This window comes from Anaeromassilibacillus sp. An250, assembly GCF_002159845.1.
GTDB classification, from domain to species: domain Bacteria; phylum Bacillota; class Clostridia; order Oscillospirales; family Acutalibacteraceae; genus Anaeromassilibacillus; species Anaeromassilibacillus stercoravium.
On the sequence record NZ_NFJK01000015.1, the window covers coordinates 21,560 to 38,341 of the forward strand.

The window sequence follows — 16,782 nt, forward strand, 5'->3', positions numbered from 1 at the left end:
AAATTCAAGGAGGTACATTCTCATGGCTAAGGATGTAACACAAAAAGTTTCAAATCATATCGGCGGTAAAGACCTTATTACTGTTGGTATTTATACCGTTATTTACATTGTAATTATTGGAATTTTTGGAGCATTATCTTTTATTCCAATTTTTATTCCATTGACTGCTGTTTTTTGTCCCCTAATCGGCGGTATTCCTTTTATGCTCTATGTAACAAAAGCAAAAAAATTTGGAATGACAACAATTATGGGTACGCTCATCGGTGTCCTCATGTTCGTGATGGGAATGGGATATTGGGTTGCTATCACGGGCCTTGTTTTTGGTTTGATTGCTGATCTCGTATTGAAAAGCGGAAAATACCAAAGTGCTAAGCGGACTATTCTTGCCTGTGGTTTCTTCAGTATGTGGGAATTTGGAAATCTAATGCCCTTCTTTGTTGGGCGAGAAGCATATTTGGCACAGCTTCAGGAAGGCTATGGCGTAGAATATGTATCTACAGTTTCTTCCTATATGCCTATGTGGATTTTACCGATTCTGCTGATTGCAACCTTTATTTTTGGTTTGCTGGGAGGACTTATTGGAAAGGCGATTTGTAAAAAACATTTTAAACGGGCGGGGATTGCTTAATGAGGAGAGAATTTCTGAGCAGTGAGCAGCAGAAAAAGGGGATACATTTTGATCCACGCACAAAACTTCTTTTAATCTTAATTATCAGTGTTTTTGTGTTGGGTGGCGCAGGGGGAAACGCTATGTATTTTCTCCGCCCTGTGTTGTCGTTAGTTCCTTTCGCCATGCTGATATCAGTTGGTCGAGGCTTTCATGCCGCTCTTTATATAATAGCATATACTGTGTGCTATGTGGCTCAACTTATTCTACTGCCTATCCTAACAGGATTCACAAATTTTTTGGTGCTTATTTTAGCCGGAACGTTTTGTCGATTTCTTCCCGGATTTATTATAGCCTATTTCGTGGTAACTACAACTACAGTAAGTGAGTTTATGGCTGGAATGGAACGAATGCACATGCCTTCTAAGATCACAATTCCATTATCTGTGGTATTTCGATTTGCGCCTACGGTGTTAGAAGAGGCTGCTTCTATCAATGATGCAATGAAGATGCGCGGTATACGCTTTGGAGGAAAGAAGTCCTCTAAAATATTAGAATACCGGCTCATCCCTATGATAACTTGTTCTGTAAAAATAGGGGAAGAACTTTCTGCGGCGGCATTAACCAGAGGATTAGGTGCACCCTTAAAACGTACAAATATCTGTGAGATTGGATTTCATTTTCCGGATGTCATTATTTTTATTTTATGTGGTGTCACAGTAGCATGGGCCATTTTTTCGGCCTTTTCTATTTGAGGAGGTTGAACCAAATGATTGAGTTTAGAGAGGTATCCTTCTCTTACGGACAAAATGAACAGACCTGTGGCATAAAAAACATTAATCTAACGATAGAAGATGGACAATGCGTTTTACTCTGCGGTGAATCAGGTTGCGGAAAAACCACGCTAACCCGATTGGTAAATGGTTTAATTCCCCATTTTTATGAAGGTGATTTATCGGGAGAAGTCTGGATGGATGACAAGAATATTTCTAAAATGCCACTTTATGACACGGCCGCAATAGTTGGTTCTGTTTTTCAAAGCCCTAAAAGTCAGTTTTTTAATGTAGACACAGACAGTGAAATAGCCTTTGGTTGTGAAAATTTAGGATTACCGGAACAAGAAATACGCCATCGCGTAAAACGAACTGTGCGAGAACTTCAGTTGGAATCGTTAATGGGAAGAAGCATTTTCCATCTGTCCGGTGGTGAAAAGCAGAAGATTGCCTGTGGTTCCGTTAGTGCGCTCTATCCAGAAGTAATGGTACTTGACGAGCCGTCCTCTAACTTAGATGCTGCTGCCATACAGGATCTTCGTAGGACATTAACGGTTTGGAAGAAGCAAGGGAAAACAATTTTAATTGCAGAACATCGCCTATTCTATTTAACCGACATTGCGGATCGGATTCTATATTTGAAGAATGGAAAGATTATCAAAGAATTTACTCAGCATGAATTCAAGAAATTATCAGAAGAAGAACGCCATAAGATGGGACTGCGATCACTCTCTTTGGAAAATTTAGATTTTTCTTCAGCTTATGTAACAGACTTGGAAGAGACGATGCTTTTGAAAGACTTCTGCTTTTCCTATCGTACTGGCTTAGATGCGTTGCATATTTCAAACGCCACAATTCCAAAGGGAGAGATTATTGCAGTTACCGGCTTGAATGGTGCCGGAAAATCTACATTTGCACGTTGTATGTGTGGATTGGAAAAACGATGTGGGATTCTGGAAATAAAAGGGCGGGTTCTGAATTGGAAAAAACGATTGAAATATTGTTACATGGTAATGCAGGATACAGGACACCAATTATTCACAGAGAGCGTTCTGGATGAGATTCTTCTCAGCATGGAAACGGAAGATGAAGAGGAGGCGTGTAAAATTTTGAAAAAACTGGATCTATTAGACTTGAAAAGCAGGCATCCTCTTTCTCTTTCTGGAGGACAGAAACAGCGGGTGGCAATTGCGTCAGCTCTTGTTTCTGGAAGGGAAATTATCGTATTTGATGAGCCAACCAGTGGCCTTGGACTTCATCACATGGAAGAAGTTGCTCATAGTTTGCGGGAACTCCGGCAAGAGGGAAAAACATTGTTCGTTATTACACATGATCCTGAATTGATTTTATCTTGCTGTACACATGTTATTCACATGAAAAATGGTGAAATTACGGAGAACTATTCGTTAGATAGAAATGGCATCAAACAAATGCTCTCCTTTTTCCAAAACCCTATAAAGGAAGGGAGTTTATGATGGAACAGAAAAAAACAAAGAGTTGGCTTTGCAGCTTACTCCAGTATGCAGGAAAACATAAAAGGCTGACTATTTTGGGCTGTACTTTTTCTGGTGTCAGTTCTATTTTAAGTTTAGCACCCTATTTGTGCCTTTACTTCATTATTCAGGATTTATTTGAAAGCTGGCCGCAGTTTTCGAACAATACAAATAAAATTAGTGAATATGGCTGGATTGCAGTAGCCTTTGCTGTGGGAAGTTTGATTCTTTACTTTGTTGGCTTGTTGTGTACCCATTTTGCTGCTTTCCGTATCTCTAAAAACATGAAAAAGACTGCTATTAGCCATGCTGTGGAACTCCCCATGGGTTATTTTAGCCATCAGGCCAGTGGACGTTTACGGAAGATTATTGATGATAATACAGATATGACAGAAAATTTTTTAGCGCATCAATTGCCAGATACGGTTGGTGCTTTGGTGTTACCTATAGCTATCCTTGTCATGCTGTTTTCTTTTGATTGGCGATTGGGCCTTCTTTGTCTGGCTCCCATGGTTATTGGTATTCTTTTTCAAAGCCGAATGTTTGGAGGAAAAAATGCAGGCTTTATGACAACCTACATGGATGCATTAGAAGATATGAACGCACAGGCGGTAGAGTATATTCGAGGCATTCCTGTCGTGAAAGTGTTCCAGCAGAGTGTTTTTTCTTTTAAAAATTTTCATCGAGCAATTATGAAATATAAGGAATTTGCATCTGGATATTCGGTCAACTGTCGTGTTCCTATGGTTGGCTTTACTATTGCGACAAATGGTGCTTTCTTTTTATTGATACCGGCTGCCATACTTATTCTTGGACATACAGCAACTCCTGTGCAGTTCTTGTTAGATTTCCTTTTTTATATTCTTTTTTCACCAGTTTGTGCATCTATGATGACAAGGGTATTATACGCTGCAGAAACGAGTATGCAGGCAGGACAAGCGGTACAAAGAATGGAGCAAATCCTTCAGGAAAAACCGCTGGATGAACCCGATAATCCTCAAACGCCAAAAGATTCCTCTATAGAATTTAGAAATGTGACATTTACATATTCTGGTTCCAAACAGGCGGCTTTGAAAAACATCAGCTTTTCCGTTTATCCTGGTCAGACGGTTGCTTTGGTTGGTGCTTCTGGTGGAGGAAAGACAACGGCGGCCAGTCTTGTTCCACGTTTTTTTGATGTAGATAGTGGCGCGGTAATGGTCGGCGGTATTGATGTTCGGCAGATTCATAGTGAAGAACTTATGAAACAAATTGCCTTTGTATTTCAGGACACTCATTTATTTAAAGATAGTGTGCGGGAAAATATACGTGTTGCAAAACCAGACGCTTCAGAAGAAGAAATTAGAGCCGCGCTCCATGCTGCTCAATGTGATGATATTTTAGAAAAGCTACCAAGAGGCCTTGATACTGTAATTGGAGAAAAAGGCGTATATCTTTCCGGCGGCGAACAGCAGAGAATTTCACTGGCACGTGCCATCCTAAAAGATGCCCCCATTATTATTTTGGATGAGGCAACCGCTTTTGCGGATTCAGAGAATGAAGCGGCCATTCAGAAGGCGTTTGAAAAACTGATTCAAAATAAAACGGTATTGATGATTGCTCATCGCCTTTCTACTGTCAAAACAGCAGACCAGATTATTGTCTTACAAGATGGAGAAATTAAAGAAAGCGGAACTCATGAAAAACTGTTGTTTGAAAAAGGTATTTATTCAAAAATGTGGAAAGATTATCAATCATCCATAGCTTGGAAGCTTGGAAAGGAGGCACAGGTATGATTCAATGGATGCAAAAGCATTTGGCTTTAAGTGAAAAAGGTGCAAAAGAACTGATAAAAGGGATGTTGTGGTCAGCGCTATCTTATATGACATTGATGATACCCATGAGTATTATTATCATGTTCTTAAATGAAGTTCTGTCACCTGTGCTTTCTGGCGAACAAGTTGCTCCAAATTTACTTCTGTATATTGGATTAGGAGTTGTTGCTATTCTTTTGATGATTCCTTTTCATTGGCTCCAGTATGGAAGTGTATTCATTGCAACCTATAACGAAAGTGCTAACAAAAGAGTTACTCTGGCTGAAAAATTGCGTAAACTACCGCTGTCTTTTTTTGGTCAGAGAGATGTCAGCGATTTAACCACTACAATCATGAGTGACTGTACTGGTATGGAGCACGCATTCTCTCATGCAGTCCCGCAACTCGGTGGCTCATTAATTTTCACAATACTTGTTATTATTATGTTGTTTATTGTCAATTGGCAAATGGGATTAGCTTTGTTTTGGGTGTTTCCTATTTCACTCATTATGGTATTTGGTTCAAAAAAGTTACAAGATCAGGCAGGACAAGCACATCTGGATGCAAAAGTAAACTGTGCGGAAGGAATTCAAGAGTGTCTGGAAACTGTGCGGGAACTGAAAGCATATAACCGTAAAGAAGAATATTTACATGGCCTTTTCAAAAAAATGGATCGGGCAGAAAAAGCGCAGATTAAGTCCGAACTTACCACTGATACTTTTTTGGCAACTGGACAAGCTTTTTTACGATTGGGACTTGTCACCGTCATCTTAACAGGTGGAACATTGTTGGTTTCCGGAGAAACTACTTTATTGACTTATTTTATGTTTTTAATGGCAGCTACTCGTATTTACGATCCGCTTTCTGGAGTTTTAGCCAATATAGCAGAAATTTTCAACGCCCGATTGAAAATTTCCCGGATGCAAGAAATCGAGAGTCAGCCGATTCAGGAAGGAGCCACAGAGTATTCCGTGGATGGTTTCGATATTGTATTTGATCATGTTTTTTTTGCTTATAACAATGATGAACCGGTACTATCGGATGTTTCTTTTACTGCAAAACAAGGAGAAATTACCGCTTTAGTAGGCCCTTCCGGGAGTGGAAAATCTACCGCTGCAAAATTGACTGCCCGTTTTTGGGATGTTTCAGGAGGCAGAATTACTTTGGGCGGAACGGATATTAAAACGGTAGATCCGGAATCTCTTCTGAAAAATTATGCTATTGTCTTTCAGGATGTTGTCTTATTTGACAACACTGTTATGGAAAACATCAGGATTGGCAGAAAAGATGCTTCGGATAAAGAAGTGGTTGCCGCAGCGAAGGCTGCACAATGTGAAGAGTTCATAAACCGTCTACCAGAAGGTTATCATACTGTCATTGGAGAGAATGGTGCTATCCTTTCCGGTGGTGAACGCCAAAGATTATCTATTGCCAGAGCAATTTTGAAAAATGCTCCCGTGATCCTGCTGGATGAAGCTACTGCCTCCTTGGATGTAGAGAGTGAGACGATGGTACAAGAAGCAATCTCTCAACTAATTGCAGGTAAAACAGTTTTGATTATTGCTCATCGAATGAGGACGGTTGCTGGTGCTGATAAAATCGTAGTGCTTTCAGATGGAAAAGTTGAACAGATGGGCTCACCTGATGAATTAGTTCAGTTCGATGGAATGTATAAAAGAATGGCTATTCTCCAAGAACAATCTGCGAGTTGGTCACTTTCGAAAAATTGAAAGGAGGTACGCCAACTGAATTTAACATCATCCATGGAGGATTATCTGGAGGCCATATATATCCTCTTTCAAAAACAGGGATATGTCCGTTGTGTAGATGTTGCGGAGTATTTGGAAGTAACAAAACCCTCTGTAAGCCGCGCTGTAAAAGAATTAACCAAGGCAAAATATCTGCGGAAAGATTCAAACAGCATACTCTCCCTGACATCTTCAGGAGAACAGGTTGCCGCAACGATATATGAGCGTCACCGCTTCTTCATGGAACGACTGATTGAGGCGGGCGTAGATCCCAAAACTGCGGAGGCGGACGCCTGCCGGATGGAACATGGAATCAGCGCAGAAGCCTTTGAAAAACTCAAGTATTCCGTCGAAAGGCAGGGCGAAAAAGTCAAGTGAAAATCATGCTTTTGATCTTTGAGGATGGAGATGAGGAAGCGTTTCTCAAAGTTCAGGGGCTGGCCCAATCCGCTTCTCGTATAGAGCCGTTGGAGTTCAGGTCACAGCGGAGTACCTCTGCTTTGGAAATCAGGGAAAACCAGCGCCGGGTATTCTGCAAGGGGCGGGAGATCCCTCTCACAAAAACCGAGTATGAGATTCTCCTGTACCTATTTCAGAACATAAACCAGGTGCTGACACATGACCAGATTTATGAAAAAATCTGGAAGGAGCCAAACTATGGCGAGGCCCGGAAGCTTGTCAGCCATCATGTGCAGTCCGTTCGCCGCAAGATGGATTTGAAAGAAGATTCCAGTATCCATCTGCGCTGCATCCATGACGTGGGATACAGCCTTGAAACAAAGTAAAAGCCAGCAGCCTGTTTTTTTGCAGGCTGCTGGCTTTCCATATATTATAACAACCCTCTGCCGCTTCCGGTTGTGACATTCTTCTAACCTGTGGGCGCTATTCCTTAACCTTAAAGAATCCGAGGGCGTCGGTTCGCTCCCCATTCTGCCACACTTCGAAGTGCAGGTGGTTGCCGGTGGAATTACCGGTGGTGCCGACGTAGCCGATCACCTCGCCCTGCTTCACTTCCTGCCCAACCGTCACGCAGATGGAGGAACAATGGGCATATAAGGTGTCGAAGGTATCGTTGTGGTTTACCTTGATATGGTACCCATACCCGCCGCCCCACGAGTCGATGGCGTTGGCTATGGTGACGGTCCCGTCTGCCGCGGCAAGGATGGGCGTACCTTCCGGCGCGGCGATGTCGGTCCCGCTGTGGTAGGCAATCTCCCCGGTGAAGGGATCTTCCCGGTATCCAAACCATGAGGTGATGGTGTAGCTCTGCGGCAGGGGCCACTGGAAAATGCCCGTCCCTACCCAATCAGCATCGGGGTTCACGATCTGCCCGCCGCCGCTTGTGTAACCGCCCAGCAGTTCCGCCCACAGGCTCTGGTTTTCCGGCTCCGACATCAAGGCGAGGTATTCGTTCTGCCTTGCGTTAAAGCTGTACTGCCGGGCCATTTCCTCCGGGGTTTTGTGCGTGATGGTAATTTCCAGAATGGTTTCCGTCACCGTTTCGGTATGGGTGGTTTCGTTCCCATCTTCATCGGTGACGGTTACCTCGACTTCATGGCTTTCGGTGCGGGTGCTGGAGGCAACCGCATTCATCTCCCACATAATATTCCGCAGTTCATCCACCTGAGCGTCATCCAGCGAAGCGACCTGCGAACCGTTTTCCGCACCGGTCACCTTGGCGGAAAATACGGCGAGGACGTCCTCCCAATTGATGGAGAGTACCCCGTCGTTGGAGGTGGTTTCCATCCGGTCATGGGGATTGGCGTCCTCTATCTCCTGAATGTGGGCCAGATATTCCCCGTTGAGGGCAGACACCGCCTGCGTTACGCTGGTGCCGGTTCCTGTGGAGTCGGAGCCAAAAAACAGGCCGAAGCAGGAACCGACAATCAGGGCGATTAAGCAAATCAACAGGATAATGACTACGGCAACCCAGCCCCCGGCGGCAATCAGGGCGATCAATCCCTTTATCGCTGCCGTGGCTGCTTTGATGGCAGTGGCGGTTGCCTTGACCGCCGCCTTTACGCCCGTCACCGCTGCTTTCGCTGCGGCTTTGGCGGCCTGAGCCGCTGCCTTAGCCGCCTTTGCGGTGGCCTGCGCTGTTTTCTGTGCCGCTTTCGCCGCCTGCTGTGCTGTTTTTGCCGAATGCTGCGCTGTTTTTGCCGAATGCTGCGCGGTCTTGATTCCCTTGGCGCTCTGCTTTACGCCTTTCACAGACTGGCTGGCGGTTTTCACCGCTTTCTGCGGCTTTCCTTTGACAGCCTTGGCCACGGTATTCTTTGTCCGCATTTTAGAAGCGGTATCCTTCGCGGCTTCCACTGTTTTGCCGCCAGCGTTTTTCGCTTCCGACAGGGTGCGGGAAATCTCTCTTTTTTCCTTCACCTTCCGGGCCGTGGCCTGCGCCAGCTTTTTCCCGCCCCGGTAGGTCAGGTCCGCCCCCTTTTTGGCAGTGCTCTCTATGCCGGACAGCATCTGATCCCCGGCGTTGTTGGCAGGGGCGTTGGAGGATTCCCCACGCTGGCTGGCAAAGGGCGTTTCCTTGAGTTCTGAGATGGATTTGTCCTTGGATTTCAGCCATAAATCCTTCATGGCTGTTTTCGGAGCCTTGGCGGCTTTGTCCAGCAGTTTGGGCCTGCCGCCCTCCGGCTTCGTTTTAATTTCTTTCAAAAATGCACCTCCTGTGATATACTATAGTTATATCTCTCATGGCGTTGTAAAGGAGCAGCCACTATGTTAATGAATTCGAACGAATATCTTGCAACCATTGAACAGGTCAAGCAGGAAATCAAAGCGGCCCAATATAAGGCGGCTGTTCATGTCAATACGGAACTCATCATGCTGTACCACAGCATTGGGTGCGTGATTAATGCGCATAAAAGCTGGGGCAATAAATTTATTGAAAATCTGGCGCAGGACATTAAGCTGGAATTTCCGCAGACTACAGGTTATTCCGTCCGAAACCTGAAATATATGGCGAAGTTTGCAGCGACATACCCGGATTCAGAATTTGTGCAACAGGTTGTTGCACAAATTCCATGGGGCCACAATGTAGTCCTGCTGGACAAGGTTTCTGATGCCGATGAGCGTAACTGGTATATTGAGGCTTGCCGGAAAAACGGCTGGTCCCGCAATGTGCTGGTTCACCAAATTGAGAGTGGCCTGTATCAACGGCAGGCACTGGCAGAAAAGATTTCCAATTTTGAGAACAGGCTTCCCTCACCACAGAGTGAACTGGCAGTGCAGACCATGAAAGATCCCTATATTTTCGATTTCATTCCATTTAAAGAAGATATGGTGGAACGGGATATTGAACGGGCGCTGGTACAGGATGTGACCAGGCTCCTGTTGGAGCTCGGCACCGGCTTTGCCTTTTTGGGAAATCAGTACCACTTGAACGTGGGCGGCGACGATTTCTACATTGACCTGCTTTTCTACAATTTGAATCTACGCTGCTATGTGGTGATAGAATTGAAAACCGGCGAATTCAAGCCGGAGTATGCGGGACAACTGAATTTTTATCTTTCGGCGGTGGATGGTATTCTGAAAAAAGAAGCGGACAATCCTTCTATCGGCCTGCTGCTCTGCAAAAGCAAAAACGATTTGGTGGCAGAGTATTCGCTGAAAGATATGAGCAAGCCGATTGGCGTCAGCGAATATAAGATCACCAGCACCTTGCCGGAAGAACTGGAACAGCAGCTTCCTTCCGTGGAAGACCTGCAAAAACGCATTCAAAAATAAGGCGTTCCCCTTTGCACGAACCTGCAAAGGGGAACTTTTTTAGATTGGGAGCCGAAGGCGGTCCCCTGCTGTATCGTTTCTGCTCTGTATTCAGTTTTCCATCCTCCGTTCCACCACGACAATCGTGTCATTGTGATTGCCTCCGTGGGCAACCAACCGGATATGCAGGGGTTCAAAGCCATACTTTTTCCCGATTCCACCGCTGTTCCAGCCGCAGGAAAGAACAAGGCCGTTCGGCTTTACAATCCGGCGGATCTGTTCTTTATGCTTTCTCCAGTAGCTGTTCTGCGTTGTCTGCATATTAACGGTACGGCCCATTTTCCGGTAGCATTCGCTTACCTGCCTTGCGGAGTACGGCGGATCATATAAAACCATGTCCACGCTGGCGTCCTGAAACATGGCGAGAAAATCCGTCGCGTCCAAGTGGTAATCGGTGTCGCAGCCGGTATCCAGATCGTTGGTGACGGAAGCGAGCTTCGATCTGTTGGCAAAGGGATCAATCACCAACCCACGGGGCATGTACTGCATCAGCAGTTCCCGTATGGGCTTGATCTCAAAAGTGTATCTGCTCGGCATCGCCCAAAAGCGGTCCATTACCATCCCTATGGCTACACCCCTCTCAGGGCCTCGTCCGGCTTGGTGGTCATCAGCTGGTACAGGCGAGTGCTGCGGGGGAAGCTGTTTTCAAAGGGCACAATATTCCCGGCGCAGCGGATCAGGCCGCAGCCAGCCGCCACATTGGTGATGTAGCCAAGCTGGTTTTCGGAGATGTGTAGAAGGTTCGCCAGTTCATCCCGGTCTGTAGCGGACTGGTTCAAGAGGATTAAAAATTCCGAGTTTGCCAGCATGAGGCGGGCGGTGTCGGAACGGAGGAGCTCCTCCACGTTCTGCGTTAACCCTGTCACCAGCCCATTGTATTTGCGGATTCGTTTCCACAGCTTGTAGAAAAAGTCGGCGCTGTACTCATAGCGGAACAGCAGGTAAAACTCGTCGGCAAATACCCATGTGGTTTTGCCTTTCTTCCAGTTCTGAATGACACGGTTGAAGATGGCGTCCAAGGTCACCAGCATGCCGATGGGCATAAGCTGCTCGCCCAACTCCCGGATGTCATAGGCGATAATCCGGGCTTTGGTGTCCACGTTGGTGCGCTGGGCAAAGGTGTTGAGGCTGCCGGTGATGAACAATTCCGACGAAAGCGCCAGCCCTCTGGCTTCCGGCTCCGGCTGTTTTAACAGGGAGTGGTACAGGTCTTTCAGGGTGGGAGCCTCGCCCTCGTAGTTGTTGGCGACGTATTCCCGGTACACATCGTAGGTACAGCGGTCAAGGATGGATTTTTCTTTTGCGCTCACGTTGCCCGCGCCCACCAGCTGCTCGAACAGGGAGAGGATGAATTCGGATTTCTCAATCAGCGGGTTTCGCTCGTCCCCATAAGCGCCCAGCGCCTTGCCGCATTACTGCGGTAGGTTTCCAAACGCTCCCCTCCAAACCGGACGTACACCTCTCGATGTATCCGGCTTTCCAGATATCAGTCTAACTTTCCATTGTGCAGCTTTACATGGCAGGAGTGGCACAGCGCCATTGTCTTGCGTTTACGCGCAATCATTTGGCGTTCCCATTCTGCCTTACCACTTAAATCTTTCAGTTTTCGGACATGATGGATTTCAATATCCTCTGTTTCGGCTCCGCAGAACTCGCAGATATGGCCTTGCAACCGGTCTATCAGCCGGGTATAGCGGCGGTTCTCATTGGCCCTGCCAATGATGTCCGGGTTTTCCGTTACAACGACTTTGTCGTTATGACGCATGCCCTGATTGTAAAACACCACAGATTTTGTCCCGTTTTTCGTTGAATACGATACAGTAAAATCCCCGTTGCGGCAGTATTTGCGAATAATTTTCCGCATGCTCGTCCGATACTTTCCGGCGAAGGTCTTGTACATGCTGAACTTCATCACGTAGAGGAAAGAGTTCAACACCGTTGCATTGTTTGCCAGCCGATAATAATTGTACATGCCCCGCACTTCTGCATTGTACTGGTTCAAAATCTCAATATCATCCAGGCGTATCAGCCCCGGACGCCGTACCGGTTCCCATACCTCTTTGTTCCCATGGGTTTTGTCATAGCTGATTTTCAGCGCGCCATAGGAGAGCAGGCGGTTCAGCCATTTCTCTTTCGGCACGTACAGCTTGACTTTCCCTACATAGGTTCGGCGTGTAAAACCCGTCTTTGTCCGGGTACTGTTTTGTTCCCGGCTGACTGTAATCAGATATCCGAGGAAGTGGGCGAAGTCACTTCCGTGGGTGATGAGCGTTTTTTCCGGGGACATCTCCAAATGAAGATGTCCCTTGATGAACGTCCCCACATCGGATTTGACCTGCCTCGCATCCTCTTTGCTCCCAATCACACCAATCAGGAAATCATCAGCATAACGGACATAAACAACCCGTCTGTATTCCGTATCCATAGGGTCGCTGTAAGGGATAGAGCGCAGTCGGCTATTAAGTTCCTGTATCTGCGCCATGACCTCCCGGCGTTTTTCCTTACTGATTTTTGCTTCATTGCGTTTCAGCCATTCCTGTTTTCCGCGCCGGACATCCAACGGCTTTTTGTAGGCCGGGTTAATTTTCCGTTTTGTACCGCAGTTAAAGGATTTGGCATACTCTGCCATAAATACGTCCAGTTCATTGAGGTAGATATTCGCCAGAATTGGGCTAATCAGCGACCCTTGCGGGGTGCCGGAATAGGTGTTGTGATACTCCCAATTTTCCATATATCCCGCTTTCAGGAATTTCCAAATTAGGCCGATGAAATGCTCATCCGCAATGCGCCTGCGCAGTATCTGCACCAGCACATGATGGTCAACGTTGTCAAAACATCCTTTGATATCACCCTCAACAAACCATTTGACCCCCGTGTAGTTCCGCTTGATATATTGCAGGGCCGTATGACAGCTCCGCTTTGGGCGGAATCCATGGGAAGTAACGTGAAAGGTAGGTTCATAAATGCTTTCCAGTATCATGCGCACCACCTCTTGCACCAGCTTGTCATCGAAGGACGGAATACCAAGAGGACGTGTTTTTCCGTTTGCTTTTGGGATATACGTTCTTCTGGCAGGTTTTGGCTGATAACTGAAATCCTTCAGTTTTTGAATGAGGACTTCAATTCGCTTCATACTCATGCCATCGATTGTTTTCCCATCGCTTCCGGCTGTCATGTTGCCGGGTTTTGCTTGGATACGCTCATACGCCAGCAGATAAAATGCCGGATTGTACAGGTTCCGATAGAGCCTTTGATAGTGGTAATCTTTGCTTGCTGCTTTTGATGTCAGACTTTCCAAAACGTTCTTTGGACTTCTCATAGTGCCTCACGCACCTTTCCATTGATAGTTTGGTTGATATCCTGCCGCCCTTCGCCATGTGCAAGGCTTTCCCTTGCTCGGACTACTACGGCGGCTCCGTTGCCATACCGGATTTTCAGGCTCTGAAAGCCATAGCCTATAAGGGCGTTCCAGGTTAGGCAATCCCCGGTTAGGCAGTTTGGGACAGCGTGTTGTGATGTCGGAATGGGTTTTCGTCCGTTATCCGCTTACTGCGGTTGGCTGTCGTGGGTATTTCGCAATCGGCATCTACCTGTCACCGATTGCCACGGCATGCGGCGAATACAACTATCCTGCGCCGCCGGCTCAAGTATGCCGCCTTGGACTACCCTTCAAGCAATCCAGCTTTATTCCTCATTCACAACGTTTCACCTTGCCGTTCAGTAGTGGTTAGATAGTTTCCCAACTTACGACGTTGCCGATATGCTACACTCCCCATTGGGTTTCCCCGCCGGATAAATCGGTTGGTGATAGGGTACTTGCTCTGATAGGCTTTCTCAATATGGTCGGCTGCCCACCTTCCTGCAAAATCGTTATTGGTACAGATTTCGATTTCTTCAATCTCCGGGTGACGGGCAAGAAAAGCGTCCAGCGCAATGGGGTTTTTCATATCCCGGCTTGTCTGTGTTCCTTCTTCAGGCGCATAAATCCCGCCAAGGGACAGCCGCCATTTGTCCGTTGTCCCTTCCAACGTTAAGTGTGCGAGTGGCTCTATTGCGGCTTCATATATGGCAAGTTTTTTGGATTCCCTTTTTGGCGGGAGACAAAAACAAAACCGCTTATCGCTGCCGGACACCTCTGCCTTGAATGGGTTTCCCCGTGTATAGGTACCACGCAGAAAAGCATACCGGGCAGTACCGGTTTCGTCCTTCCCGACAAACACAGCGTTGTGGTAGTCGGCGCTTTCGTAGAGGATTCCTGCCCGGATGCAGGCTTCGATGACCTTGCGGTCGATACCACGCTTCAAAAGATAGGCAAACACCCTTCGGTTATTTTCCGCTGCCGGCGGTAAAAGGAATTCCTTCGGCTGTTCCGGCTGGGAAACAGGCGGAATATAGCTGGGGTTTTCCTCGCATAAGGTCTGCACCGCTTCTACAAATTTCAGCCCCTCAACCTTAATAAGATAGTCAAGGGCGCTTTTGCCGCCGACATCCCGGCTTTTCCAATGCCAAAGGCTGGTCGTTTCATTGATTTTAAAGCTGTCATGTTCTTTCAGCTGGAACTCACCCCGGCTTTCGGCTTTCACCAGTTGTCCGGGACGGTAACGCCGCAAAAACTCAATGGCGCTCATCTGTTTGGCAGCGGTGATTTGTTCTTCGGTGACTCCGGGCATGGGAATTCTCCTTTCTTACTTAAATGACAGCCGCCCGCAGGATTTTCGCCTGATCGGTGCGTTCCCACGGGAACTCCGGCCTGCCGAAATGTCCATAGGCGGCGGTCCCAGTATATCTCGGTGATAACAGATCCAGCTTTGCGATAATCTCGGCAGGCGTTAACACAAACACCAGTTTTACCGCATCTGCCAGACAGTCATCGGCGCAGATCGTTCCGGTTTTAAAGGTATCTACTTCCACCATCACCGGTTGGGCTGCCCCAATAGCATAAGCCAGTGTAACCTGACACCGTTCGCACAAACCCGCCGCCACAAGGTTCTTAGCTATATATCGGGCCATGTATGCGCCGGAGCGATCCACTTTGGTGGCGTCCTTACCGGAAAAAGCACCGCCGCCGTGAGGCGCGAACACTCCGAAGCTGTCCACCATGAGTTTTCGTCCAGTGAGACCGGTATCTGCTTCCGGGCCGCCCAGCACAAACCTTCCGGCTGGATTGATTAAAATTTTTGTATCCTCATCCGGAGGCAGGACCTGCAAAGCAGGAGCGATCACTTTATCCGTCAGTTCGAAGCAGAGTTCATCGGCAGGGATTTCAGCGCTGTGCTGGGCAGACAGCACAACGGTATCCAGCCGGAATGGTTTTCCATCCTCGTCATATTCCACGGTGACCTGTGCTTTCCCGTCCGGCCTTAGTCCTTGAATTGCCCCGGATTTCCGGGCGATGGTGAGAGCGCTGGTCAGACGGTGAGCCAGCACAACCGGCAGAGGAAGCATTTGCGGGGTTTCCGAACAGGCATATCCCACCATGACGCCCTGATCGCCAGCGCCGAGCTGCAGAGAGGGACTGCTCCCATCCACATTTCTTCGCTGCTCTAACGAACAGTCCACACCTGCGGCGATATCCGGGCTTTGCTTATGGATGAGGCACTGGATGGCAAAACGGGCCGGATTGTAGCCTACTTTTCTGAGAACTGAACGGACAATCGAAGGGATAGAAGGTTCATACAGGCTGGTGATCTCCCCGGCGACAATAATCTGCCCTCTGGTAGCCATCACTTCGCAGGCCACACGGGAGAGGGCGTCATGGGAAAGGCATTCGTCCAGCACACTGTCGGCAATGAGGTCGCACAGCTTATCCGGATGCCCTTCCGTAACAGATTCAGCAGTATAAAATTGATTCATGGCATTCTCCTTTATCGTTCATGATTCGGGGGCTTTTTGGTTTTGGGTTTTGGGCTTACCACCGGGTTTATTCGGATACACAAAAGCCCTTCCTGTGTTTGGATGAATTTTTCAGGGCTTAAAAACATCTGTTGATACTTCTGCATTTGTTTTTCAGTCAGGCTGGAGAAGTTTTCCCCCTGAATACCACAGACAAAAAAAGCTCCCGCAATTATGTCATAGTTCTCCAGCACACGGTTTAGCGGCAGCCCCATGATCTTTCCTTCGTCATTGCAGACAACAGCAACCGGTTCCTCCCACGGATAAAGTGCCTGAATGGGGCCGCCTACCATTTGCTGCATTTCATGAAGGTCATTTTTCATCTCAACAGGCCGGGCTGCTTTGCCCGGTTCTACAAGCAATACTCGCATTCTGGCAGATCACCTCACTTGCAGGGAAAAGGGCTTCAGGCTTTTCCCGATTGCTTCATAGTTTTCAAAATGCACCTCGCAGCCCAACAGATAAGACACCGCTTCTTCCCATTCCTTTAAAGGGTATCTTTCCTTGTCCGGCAGGCGGTACAGATCGCCAAGCGCCGCCCATTTGAGTTCCGGCAGCAGACGCAGGTTGGAGATAAAGGTGCGGTGCTGTTCGGCTACCACATCCAAAAGTCCAAGTTTTTTCAATCAATCCCTCCAATATGATAAAAATAGGGACGGAGCGCTCTGCAGCGCCCCGTCCGATTGGTTCTTACGCTATTTT

15 protein-coding genes and 1 pseudogene are annotated in these 16,782 nt (G+C 47.3%); 8 read left to right on the forward strand and 8 right to left on the reverse strand.

Annotated elements, in window-relative coordinates; genetic code table 11:
- Positions 1 to 22: 22 nt before the first annotated feature.
- From B5F54_RS12660 to B5F54_RS12690, 7 genes are read left to right on the forward strand one after another with little or no spacing between them, the layout of a single operon-like run.
- Positions 23 to 628 (forward strand): MptD family putative ECF transporter S component, encoded by a 606-nt coding sequence (locus tag B5F54_RS12660; RefSeq protein ID WP_087234628.1) that lies wholly within the window; start codon positions 23 to 25, stop codon positions 626 to 628.
- Complete coding sequence (locus tag B5F54_RS12665; protein ID WP_087234629.1) at positions 628 to 1,362, forward strand: energy-coupling factor transporter transmembrane component T; 735 nt, start codon at positions 628 to 630, stop codon at positions 1,360 to 1,362. The genes B5F54_RS12660 and B5F54_RS12665 overlap by 1 nt, the downstream gene beginning before the upstream one ends.
- 14 nt (positions 1,363 to 1,376) lie before the next feature.
- Positions 1,377 to 2,855, forward strand: coding sequence for an ABC transporter ATP-binding protein (locus tag B5F54_RS12670; RefSeq protein ID WP_087234630.1), 1,479 nt, complete (start codon positions 1,377 to 1,379; stop codon positions 2,853 to 2,855).
- Positions 2,852 to 4,648 carry an ABC transporter ATP-binding protein gene (locus B5F54_RS12675; RefSeq protein ID WP_330396781.1) on the forward strand — a complete coding sequence of 599 codons (1,797 nt, stop codon included), beginning with the start codon at positions 2,852 to 2,854 and terminating at the stop codon, positions 4,646 to 4,648. The genes B5F54_RS12670 and B5F54_RS12675 overlap by 4 nt, the downstream gene beginning before the upstream one ends.
- Positions 4,645 to 6,396: an ABC transporter ATP-binding protein gene (locus B5F54_RS12680; RefSeq protein WP_087234631.1), complete on the forward strand. Its 1,752-nt coding sequence runs from the start codon at positions 4,645 to 4,647 to the stop codon at positions 6,394 to 6,396. Before B5F54_RS12675 ends, B5F54_RS12680 begins: the two co-directional genes overlap by 4 nt.
- A 33-nt stretch (positions 6,397 to 6,429) precedes the next feature.
- Positions 6,430 to 6,792 carry a metal-dependent transcriptional regulator gene (locus B5F54_RS12685; RefSeq protein WP_330396782.1) on the forward strand — a complete coding sequence of 121 codons (363 nt, stop codon included), beginning with the start codon at positions 6,430 to 6,432 and terminating at the stop codon, positions 6,790 to 6,792.
- A 5-nt stretch (positions 6,793 to 6,797) separates the two neighbouring features.
- Positions 6,798 to 7,199 (forward strand): winged helix-turn-helix domain-containing protein, encoded by a 402-nt coding sequence (locus B5F54_RS12690; RefSeq protein WP_242969704.1) that lies wholly within the window; start codon positions 6,798 to 6,800, stop codon positions 7,197 to 7,199.
- A 97-nt stretch (positions 7,200 to 7,296) separates the two neighbouring features.
- On the opposite strand, the gene B5F54_RS18150 is transcribed toward B5F54_RS12690, so the two are convergent.
- Positions 7,297 to 9,078, reverse strand: coding sequence for a peptidoglycan DD-metalloendopeptidase family protein (locus tag B5F54_RS18150; protein WP_242969700.1), 1,782 nt, complete (start codon positions 9,076 to 9,078; stop codon positions 7,297 to 7,299).
- Between the two features lie 63 nt (positions 9,079 to 9,141).
- On the opposite strand from B5F54_RS18150, the gene B5F54_RS12700 reads away from it, so the two are divergent.
- Entirely contained in the window at positions 9,142 to 10,149 is a 1,008-nt protein-coding gene (locus tag B5F54_RS12700) for a PDDEXK nuclease domain-containing protein (RefSeq protein ID WP_442856127.1), read from the forward strand.
- A 90-nt stretch (positions 10,150 to 10,239) separates the two neighbouring features.
- On the opposite strand, the gene B5F54_RS12705 is transcribed toward B5F54_RS12700, so the two are convergent.
- The 7 genes and pseudogenes from B5F54_RS12705 to B5F54_RS12735 form a co-directional block, all read right to left on the reverse strand.
- A complete protein-coding gene (locus B5F54_RS12705) occupies positions 10,240 to 10,749 on the reverse strand; it encodes an adenine-specific DNA methylase (RefSeq protein ID WP_087234634.1) in 510 nt (169 codons plus the stop codon).
- 8 nt (positions 10,750 to 10,757) lie between these two features.
- Positions 10,758 to 11,579, reverse strand: a pseudogene (locus B5F54_RS12710) (VirB4-like conjugal transfer ATPase, CD1110 family); the annotation flags it as partial.
- Between the two features lie 95 nt (positions 11,580 to 11,674).
- Positions 11,675 to 13,507 (reverse strand): reverse transcriptase domain-containing protein, encoded by a 1,833-nt coding sequence (locus B5F54_RS12715; RefSeq protein ID WP_087234635.1) that lies wholly within the window; start codon positions 13,505 to 13,507, stop codon positions 11,675 to 11,677.
- Positions 13,508 to 13,883: 376 nt separating this feature from the next.
- Positions 13,884 to 14,858 carry a DUF3991 domain-containing protein gene (locus B5F54_RS12720; RefSeq protein ID WP_087234636.1) on the reverse strand — a complete coding sequence of 325 codons (975 nt, stop codon included), beginning with the start codon at positions 14,856 to 14,858 and terminating at the stop codon, positions 13,884 to 13,886.
- A gap of 19 nt (positions 14,859 to 14,877) precedes the next feature.
- Complete coding sequence (metK, locus tag B5F54_RS12725; RefSeq protein WP_087234637.1) at positions 14,878 to 16,041, reverse strand: methionine adenosyltransferase; 1,164 nt, start codon at positions 16,039 to 16,041, stop codon at positions 14,878 to 14,880.
- 11 nt (positions 16,042 to 16,052) lie between these two features.
- Entirely contained in the window at positions 16,053 to 16,451 is a 399-nt protein-coding gene (locus B5F54_RS12730; RefSeq protein ID WP_087234638.1) for a DUF3846 domain-containing protein, read from the reverse strand.
- Positions 16,452 to 16,460: 9 nt separating this feature from the next.
- Positions 16,461 to 16,706 (reverse strand): hypothetical protein, encoded by a 246-nt coding sequence (locus B5F54_RS12735; RefSeq protein WP_055141793.1) that lies wholly within the window; start codon positions 16,704 to 16,706, stop codon positions 16,461 to 16,463.
- Between the last annotated feature and the right edge of the window lie 76 nt (positions 16,707 to 16,782).